The 9,012-nt window shown below is 40.4% G+C and carries 6 protein-coding genes and 1 pseudogene; 1 reads left to right on the forward strand and 6 read right to left on the reverse strand.

The window, feature by feature from the left end; all coding sequences use genetic code 11:
* The 6 genes from AAC037_RS12355 to AAC037_RS12380 all read right to left on the reverse strand — a co-directional run.
* On the reverse strand, positions 1-379 hold a 379-nt coding region (locus AAC037_RS12355), incomplete at its 3' end, for an alpha/beta hydrolase (protein ID WP_339903286.1).
* A 3-nt stretch (positions 380-382) separates the two neighbouring features.
* A complete protein-coding gene (locus AAC037_RS12360) occupies positions 383-1,207 on the reverse strand; it encodes a sugar phosphate isomerase/epimerase family protein (RefSeq protein ID WP_339903287.1) in 825 nt (274 codons plus the stop codon).
* Between the two features lie 59 nt (positions 1,208-1,266).
* Positions 1,267-2,118, reverse strand: a complete 852-nt coding sequence (locus AAC037_RS12365) for a sugar phosphate isomerase/epimerase family protein (RefSeq protein WP_339903288.1) — start codon at positions 2,116-2,118, stop codon at positions 1,267-1,269.
* Positions 2,119-2,146: 28 nt separating this feature from the next.
* The gene (locus tag AAC037_RS12370; RefSeq protein ID WP_339903289.1) at positions 2,147-3,187 is read right to left on the reverse strand and encodes a ThuA domain-containing protein; all 1,041 of its coding nucleotides are present in this window, start codon (positions 3,185-3,187) and stop codon (positions 2,147-2,149) included.
* Positions 3,188-3,514: 327 nt separating this feature from the next.
* Positions 3,515-5,020: a RagB/SusD family nutrient uptake outer membrane protein gene (locus tag AAC037_RS12375; RefSeq protein WP_339903290.1), complete on the reverse strand. Its 1,506-nt coding sequence runs from the start codon at positions 5,018-5,020 to the stop codon at positions 3,515-3,517.
* A gap of 27 nt (positions 5,021-5,047) precedes the next feature.
* Positions 5,048-8,149: a TonB-dependent receptor gene (locus tag AAC037_RS12380; protein ID WP_339903291.1), complete on the reverse strand. Its 3,102-nt coding sequence runs from the start codon at positions 8,147-8,149 to the stop codon at positions 5,048-5,050.
* A gap of 467 nt (positions 8,150-8,616) precedes the next feature.
* On the opposite strand from AAC037_RS12380, the pseudogene AAC037_RS12385 reads away from it, so the two are divergent.
* Positions 8,617-9,012: pseudogene (locus AAC037_RS12385) on the forward strand (glycosyl hydrolase); the annotation flags it as partial.

The following is a 9,012-nucleotide window of genomic DNA, read 5'->3' on the forward strand; positions in this document are numbered from 1 at the left end:
TTGCGGTATTGTCACATCTTGCCCAAGGACACATGAGGACCATGGACTTTACGTGGTCTGGATGACGGTAGGCGAGTTGTTGAGCAATGATACTTCCCATGGAAACTCCTGCCACCCTTACCTTTTCCAAGCCTAGGTGTTGCAGTAAGCCTGCACAATCATCAGCCATCATGGAAGAAGTGTAAGGGCCGGCTGGTTTATCAGACTGTCCAACACCACGGTTGTCTACGATGATGCATCGGAAAAATTGCTTCCAATACTCAAGATGTTTTTCCCACACTGCTCCGGGGGCAGTAATGCCCATAATCAATAGTAAGGGTTCCCCTTCTCCGTGCTCCTCATAATAAAGGTTGATCCCGTTGGATTTAATGAAAGGCATAATTTATTTTAATTTTGGGATTAGAGATTCCTGCACCCATTTTCCATCGTGAAGGGTTACAAAATCAGGGTCCTCCAAAGCTTCTTCGCCTTCGTCTTCACAAATGATCCATCCATCAAATTTCTCATCTTTAAGCCATTGGGTAATCTCTGTAAGGGCTACTTTCCCATTGCCCATAAGTGTGAATTCAGGATTGCCATCCCAATCTTTATAATGCACATGGTTGATCAAGGAACGGTACTCTTTCATTTTGGTCAAAGGATCCATATCTCCGTTAATGATGTGTCCTACATCCGGGCACCAGCCTGTGACTTTAGGGTCCAGAGATTCTAGGATTACTTTATAGTCCTCTTCCGTTCTGGTAATGGAAGTGTGGGGAGAGTTGGGGTGAAAGCTGCTAATAACCCCTTTGTCTGTCGCTCTTGCTGATACGGTGTTGACGATATTTACCAGGTTTTTTCTTCTCTGTGTAAGCTCATGTCTTCCGGTTGGAATCTGAACTGTGCAAAGAACTGAATCAGGGAATCTAGACAGTAATTTTATGGCTTCATCTGCTATCTTTTTCTCCTCTTCAGTTTCTTTGTTTCCGTTCCAATCTAATGCTAAAGCTACTGCTGCTAGTGAAATATTTTGTTCTTTTAGCTTGGCCTCAAGAGCGTCAGCATCGGCCAAAGGTCCCATCCATGTAAATATAGGTTGAATCCCTGTGAAGCCTGCTTTGGAGATAACTTCTATCATATGACCCAGCTGGCCTTTATAAGTTTCTCCATTGTTACTCATAAACCAGGTGTATACTTCTGCGCCGAAACGAAAGGGTAGTTTAGACATTTGCTTTGGTTATTTTAGTTACTGTTAAAATAAATTTTTTATGATATTTTATCCTGGGCTTAGAGCCCATGTTTTTCTCCCATGGACTTAATGAATTTGTAGCCATTTTCTGCCATTTCCCAAGGTTCGGAGAAATCTCGCCATACGCCAATGGAGTTAGCAAAATCAGGGTCATTTCTGGTGAACCCTTCTATGGTTAGCCATCCATTAAACTTTATTTCAGCCAAGGTAGTAAAGGTATCATCCCAAGGAACATGGCCGGAGCCGGGAGTGCCCCTGTCATTCTCGCTAATGTGTACATGACTCAATACCGGTGCTATTTTTCTTAGGGCATCTCCCAGGTTTTTTTCTTCAATATTTGCATGATGGGTATCAAACATGGCCCTAACATTCGGGTGATTTGTTTTGCTGATCAAATGAAGCAATTGCTCCATGGTATTGCACAGGTAACATTCAAAGCGATTAAGTGCTTCCGGTGTAAGTACAATTCCTGCCTGCTTGGCATGTTCTCCTGCTTGGTATAAAACCTCAGCACTTCTGCTGTATTCATCCTCATTGGGGGATCTTTGGGCAAATGTGGAGAAAGCAGAATGGAAAGGGCCACAGATAACTTTTGCACCTAAGTCATAAGAACGGTCTATGGTCCATTTCATTTTTTCTAGGGCTTTAGCCCTTATTTTAGCATCAGGGTCTATGGGGTTTTCATCAGGTCCCATCACAAATACTGTACTGCTTTCCAGTCCTAGTCCTTGGGTAAAATTGCCTATTTCTTTATAGGCTTTTTCATCCGGTGCACCTACAAAAAACTCCACCCCGTCATAGCCTATGGTTTTGAGTCTTTCGATAATTGGTTTCAATTCATCAGAAACTGCAGCGGACCAGGCCAAGACATTAAATCCAATCTTATTCATTATCTATTATTATTTTAGGCTTTAAAAATTATTCGAAATCTGTGACTTTCATACCGCGTCGGAAATTGTCAAATCCAAACATGGTGGGCGCATAATCTCCGACAATATCTACATTGGCTTTTTCAGGTATATTGTCTTCCATGTCAAGTCCCCAATAGCTTGCGTTAATGATTAATCGGCGCAAGTCCTCACTTAATAGGTCTATGGATGCCCCCAAAGTGCTTGCAAATACTTTTCCTTTTTTACCTCCCTCTATTTGGTAGGTTTTGGTCCATACCACAGGCATTAATGATTTTTTCCAGTTGATTGGTGCCTCAGCATTCATTCCAGAGGTAGATGCACCATGGATCAAAACCTCAGCATCTTCACCAATACCGTTTACTGTGTATACATCAGAAGCAGCCCAAATGTCGGTCACTCCATTTAATATAGGGTTTTTGGCAGAAACCTGAATTCCATCTAAAAGAGCTCTGGTACCTTCCACAGCATGGTGGCCGTGATGTGCTACCCATGTTTCACCCAATATCTTTTTACCAAATCCTTTCTCCCATCCGGGTACATTGCTTTGCCAGTGGTACTTGGCGTAAGGACTTTTGCTGTCCTTTCCATAATTAAAGGCATGAGTAGAAGTACGTAAAGCAATCAAAGGTTTTCCTGACTTCAGGTAATCATCAAAATGTTTCATTTGTTCATCGGGAAGTTCTCTGAATCGCAACAAGATGATAACAAGGTCTGCCTCCTGAAGATGCTCCATGCCCGGGATATTGGTTTTATAATTTGGGACTACATTTTTGTTTTCAGGATTGATAGCAAATAAAACAGTGGTATTAAAACCATGATGTTTGGAAAGGATTTTTGCCAACATAGGCAATCCTTCTTCAGATCTGTATTCATCGTCACCACTTATTAGGACTATATTTTTGCCTTTCCCGGCACCATTTTCTCCTTCGAATTGCAAAAGCAACTTGTCTTCTTGAGCCAAGGCTAAACCTGCAGTGATTAAGAAAGTGAAAACGAAGAGGCTGGCTACTTTGAGCCTACTGTTTTTAATCTGACGGATTGTTTTCATTGGTTGTAATTATTATTTCAAGTTTTATTCCGGTTTATCAGTTGCCACTATAATTAGCGAAGAAAGCTCAATCGTCTAGGCATTTATAAAAGAGGATCTATTGAAATGAGTCCTGTTTAAAATTGCATCGAATTGACTGAATTATTATAGTTCCTACCTAAAATAAATCCCTTTGGGATAATTCGGGTTTAAAGTAATAAAATTGTTTGTAACATTCCTTCATCTATTCAATTAGATCTGAGTAAAAAAGGATAAAAGGGGTAAAAGAATGATTCAATTTCTTTTTACCCCTTTTCTTTTAATTGACTGTTAAGTTATATTGGTATCTCAATAACCTTGGTTTTGGCTCAGTTTGTCGTTGTTTCTGATTTCGGCAGTAGGAATTGGGAAAAGCAATTCCCGCTCAGTTACCGTAGGACCATAGGTAAATTGATGCCCAACATAATCTTCAAATTCTCCGGAAACTACATTCCAGGCTTTTCGTAACCTTACCATGTCAAACCATGTTTTGTTTTCAAAGCACATCTCTACCCATTTTTCGCGCCATACAGCTTCTCTAAATTCTTGCTGGCTAAGGTTTTCCAGTGCGGGCAACTCCGCCCTGTCTCGAATTTTGTTAATGGCTTCATAGGTAGCATCCGTTGGTCCATTGACTTCATTCATTGCTTCAGCATAGATAAGTAATACCTCAGCAAAACGGAAGACAGGCCAATTTAAGCCACTACTGGTAGAATTTAGTTGGGCTTCTTCATCAAAATGTTTCCAGATATAATAGTCTCCCAGTTCTTTGATGGTGCTTCTGTCGGACTCCAAACTGTATTCTGTATAGAAGAATGTCTTTTCATCAGCTCTTTTGTCACCGTCTTCAAATGCATCTACAAACTCTTGATTGGAGAAGATGCCTCCGGTCTCTGCGCTATAAGCAGAAATGCCTCGATTATAAGGAATAATGGAAACCTGCCAAGAAGAAGGAATAGTAAAGGCTGCATATTGTATCATAAATATATGCTCACCTTGATTTTTATCTTCAACAGAATGAAGTTTATCATAATCAGCAAACAAATCAAAGGTACCTGATTGGATAACATCATTGGCTTTCTCTGCGGCAAGTTGGTAATACTGGTCTCCGGCTTGTAGGGGATAACCGGCCATGGTGAGGTAAACACTGGCCATTAAAGTTTTTACAGCCCCCAGTGAAACCCTGCCGCTGGTGTCTCTCCAAGGTAGACCGGCATTCTCAGCTACTTCAAGGTCTGCCACAATCTGATCATAAATGGTAGCTGTAGAAGCAGCTTCCGGATACAGTTCCGGACTGGTTAAGTCAATCGGAGAGGTTATCAACGGGATGTCACCAAAAATTCTTACCAGGTTAAAGTAATAGAATGCCCGTAGAAATCGAGCTTCTCCCAAAAGTCTTTTTTGGGTCTCACTGTCCATCTCTATTTCAGGAATTTTTTCAATCGCCAGATTCGCATTGGCTATCCCTCTGTAGTAACTGGTCCAGTATGTTTGTCCATAACCATTGTCAGAATTGTTGATCAAATTCCTTACAAATAAGCTGTTTTGTGCCTGCCCAAGTTCTGTATTGGCCAAGCCTGTGGAAAATTCAAGCATCATCCACGGACCTCCACCAAAACCTGATTGCATCACTGGTCTAAGGCTTTCGTAGATGGAATTGACTACACTGGAGGCATGTTCAGGAAGCGTGAAATAATTCTCTAAAGTGAAATTCGATTTGTCTGTCTCATCGAGGAATTCATTGCATCCCCAAGTGGTGATCATTAGCAAACTGATAAGGATCACACGACTTATTTTATTTATATTTTTTTTCATAGCATTCAAATATTCAAGTGAAACTTTTTAAAGGGCGATATTTAATCCGAGCATAAAAACCCTTGGCTTTGGGTAAGCATAAAGGTCTACACCTTGGTCAAATGGAGATCCGGAAGTGGAAACTTCAGGGTCATAGCCTTGAAACTTGGTGCTTAGGAAGAAATTTTGGACCGACACATAAGCCCTTAATCTGCTTAATTTTAGCCTTTGAATTAGGGTAGGTTCAAAGGTGTAGGCAAGGAGTAAATTTCTTCCTCGGAGGAAAGAACCATCCTGTGTCCTGTCTGAATCATTGAAGGTATTGTATCCTGCAGTCAATGGTCTCAATTGGGCAATATTTGTGTTTTGGTTGTCTGGTGTCCAGGCATTCAATACCGTTTTAAAACTATTGGCGATCCCCTGACGGTCTTCAGCGGAGTGCTTGCTTCGCCACAGTACCTTATTTCCATAATTAAACTGCAGGTCAACCATTAATTCCAGGTTTTTGTACTGGAAAGTGTTCATAAATGTGCCAAATCCTTTAGGAATTCCCTGGCCAATGATCACTCTATCGTTGTCATTAATGGCACCATCTCCATTAACGTCTTCATATTTGATGTCTCCCGGTAGTTTGAGGTACTGGGCAGCGAGGTCAGTTTCATCTGTGTCCCATGTTCCCAAATGAACAAATCCAAAGAAAGAGCCAACAGGTTCCCCTTCTCTAATGATAGTAGAGCCGGAAAATATGTCTGCTCCACCGGTGAGCTCCAAAACTTTGTTTCGGTTTATAGAGATATTAAAGTGCGTGTCCCACTTGAAATCATTGTTTACGATGTTTACAGAATTAAGGGCAAATTCAACTCCTTTGTTTTCCATGCTACCTATATTTCTAGTAACCAAGCTGTACCCACTGCTGGAGGGAACGGGGGCATTTAGTAGCATGTCTTCTGTCAGTTTTCTGTACAGGTCCAGTTCAAATGTAAGCCTGTTATTTAGCAGTCCAAGCTCCAACCCTACATCCGTTTGAAATGTTTTTTCCCACCTAAGGTCAGGGTTTGAAAGCCGGTTGACACCCAGTCCTATACTCCTTGAGTCATTGAAGATTACCGTATAGTTGCCCATTCCTGCCAAAGCCTGATAGGCGGCTATTTCAGAATTTCCGGTTACCCCATAACTGGCCCTTAATTTTAGGTTTGAAATGGTTTTATGGTCTTTAAGAAAATCTTCTTCAGAAATTCTCCATGCCAAAGCAGCTGATGGGAATACCGCGTACCTATTGGCTTCTCCAAATTTGGATGATCCATCAATTCTTCCGGTAAAGGTTACTAAATATTTTTCTTTCAGGTTGTAGTTAAACCTACCGAAATAAGAGTTTAAACCATAGGCTGAAGTACCAGAAAGTGTTTGATAAACATTGGCTCCGGCTCCCAGGTTATTAAATTTGAAATAATCATCCTGAAAATCTTGAGACCTTGCAGTACTATTGAACCGATCAACATGCTGCCAAGAAATACCCAGTAAGGCATTGATAGATTGGTTTTCATCGATGTCTTTATTGTAAGTAAGATAGTTTTCAAACTGCCAGGAGTTTAAGCGATCATTCATCACGGAAGCATCCCCTCGTTGGTTTCTTGCAATATAATTTAGGGTTCTTCCTCCATAATAGTCCACCCTTTGATTGATTATATTGCTGGCTAATACTGAGCGAAGCTCAAGCCCTTCTGCCAGGTTAAAATTAGCATAGATATTGCCTAACATGGTTTGGGTATTGACAATATATACACGGTCATTTACTACATGAAGCGGATTGTTTCCCCCTTCCATACCCGGATAATCTTCATTGCCTGCCCAGCTTCCATCGCTGTATCGAACAGGAATAATGGGAAGCGCTTCCAGTACTTGGCGCATGGCGATTATGCCTCCAGCCCCAAGCGGATCCACCTGGCTTTCTTTTTGATCTGTATAGCTCAAGCTTCCTCCTACTTTTAACCATGGCTTTATCTGGCTGTCAAACACAAATCTGCCTGCATATCGCTTTAGGTAGGATTCTCGCATCAATCCTTCTTCATTTCTGTGATTGACATAGATTCCATAACTGTCTTTTTCATTGCCACCCGTAAGTCCTAATTGATGATTTTGAGTAATCGCTTTACGGAAAGATTCATCCTGCCAGTCTGTGTCATGTAGGGGATTTCCATTCGCATCAAACAATAAGGGATTGGTTCTTTTTAACTTTGGATCGGTATAAATGCCATTGGCCCAACCTGTGGGATCGTATTTTTGTGCATTTTGATAGGCGATATCTTCCACCATAAGAAATTCTTCTGCATTGAGTAAAGGGATTTTCTTTGGCAATACACCCACACTTACATCAGTGTCAAAGGTGATCATTCCTCCTTTGTTGCTGCCTCTTTTTGTGGTTACCAAAATCACTCCATTTGCTCCCCTTGCACCATAAATGGCAGTAGCCGAGGCATCCTTTAGTACCTCTACTGAAGCAATATCATTGGGGTTGATATAATCAATGGGGGTGCTACCGTTTGCTAGGCCGGCTGCATGGATAATGACTCCGTCAATTACATACAAAGGATCATTGGCGATACTTACAGAAGTGTTTCCTCTGATTCTGATATTGGCACGTCCTCCGGGTCTCCCGGAATTTACGGATACATTAACACCCTGAATTCTCCCCGAGAGCGCTTGGGTTAAAGAGGCTGAAGGCCTTTCTTGAAGGGTTTCGCTACTAACCGAGCCTACGGCACCTGTTAGATCTGATTTTTTTTGGGTCCCATATCCTACAACGACCACCTCAGATAAGTCTGAAAACGAATAATTGAGTAAAATCTCTATATTATTCATTCCTTCTTCAATGGTCACTTCCTTGTTTTCATAGCCAATAAAGCTAGCGACCAGGGTTTCACCATTGTTGACTTCCAGACTAAATTTACCATCAATGTCGGTGACAGTGCCTCGGTTTGTTCCTTGAACCAAGATGGATACTCCCGGGATCAATTCTTGGTCTTCCTGAGATTTTACCAGGCCATTAATTGTTCTATTCCCTTGGGCCAATGAAGGACCGGATAGTAAGAAAAGAGAGAGAACAAAAGCCAGTATCTGGAATTTGTTTGATTTAATAAAATTTCTTTTCATAATTTTTGGGTTTAGTTGATAATAATAAAGCAATATAAAATGGTTACTTTTTTATAAAATTGATTAAAAAAGTAAATAAAGCCATCCTGTTCTGTCCTGTTTTATTTATTTAAATCAAAATATGATTAAATAAATAAAAAACATCTAAATAATCGTAATATAGTTTTATTTTAAGTTAATGTGGAATAATCTGTTTGGATACCCGTGTTAAGTTTAATTGAATGTTATATAGACTTAAGTCCAGTTTACTTTATGGTTTGGCTGTTGGTAATCAGGTCGTTGGGTAAAATCAGACCGATTAAAGTAGGGCTAGGTGCTTAGGGGTAATGATTTTTTTTGATTAATGGGAATGAAAGGCAATTACCATTGGTACTTGTGACTTACCCACTATTTTTTTTGATAAGGCAAAAAATATTTTAATCTAGTTTAGAAGTTATTACCTTAGATTAAATTTTATTATTGTAGTTATGCGTTTTTGGAACCTTACAGCTTGGGTATTATTACCACTTCTTTTGTTGTTTTATTCATGTCAATCAGTTGCTCAAATGACGAAAAAGGAAGAGGTATATCTTTTTTCTTATTTCACAGGTAATGGGGAGGATGGGTTGCACCTGGCTTATTCTACAGATGGTTATACTTATAAAGCATTGAATGATGGTGCTTCTTTGCTTAGACCTACTGTCGGTGGAGATAAACTTATGCGGGATCCATGTATTATAAGAGGTGGAGATGGATTGTTCCATATGGTTTGGACAGTTAGTTGGAAAGAGAAAGGCATAGGGTATGCTTATTCAGAAGATTTAATCAATTGGTCTGAACAACAGTTTATTCCAGTAATGGCTCATGAAGAGGGGGCTCGCAAT

Origin of the sequence: uncultured Cyclobacterium sp. (assembly GCF_963976465.1) — a bacterium.
In the GTDB taxonomy this organism is placed as follows: Bacteria; Bacteroidota; Bacteroidia; order Cytophagales; family Cyclobacteriaceae; genus Cyclobacterium.

Excerpts from the sequence above, each read along its gene's own strand:
- AAC037_RS12360 (WP_339903287.1), bottom strand. The coding sequence starts at position 1,207 with ATGTCTAAACTACCCTTTCGTTTCGGCGCAGAAGTATACACCTGGTTT.
- AAC037_RS12365 (WP_339903288.1), bottom strand. The coding sequence starts at position 2,118 with ATGAATAAGATTGGATTTAATGTCTTGGCCTGGTCCGCTGCAGTTTCT.
- AAC037_RS12370 (WP_339903289.1), bottom strand. The coding sequence starts at position 3,187 with ATGAAAACAATCCGTCAGATTAAAAACAGTAGGCTCAAAGTAGCCAGC.
- AAC037_RS12375 (WP_339903290.1), bottom strand. The coding sequence starts at position 5,020 with ATGAAAAAAAATATAAATAAAATAAGTCGTGTGATCCTTATCAGTTTG.
- AAC037_RS12380 (WP_339903291.1), bottom strand. The coding sequence starts at position 8,149 with ATGAAAAGAAATTTTATTAAATCAAACAAATTCCAGATACTGGCTTTT.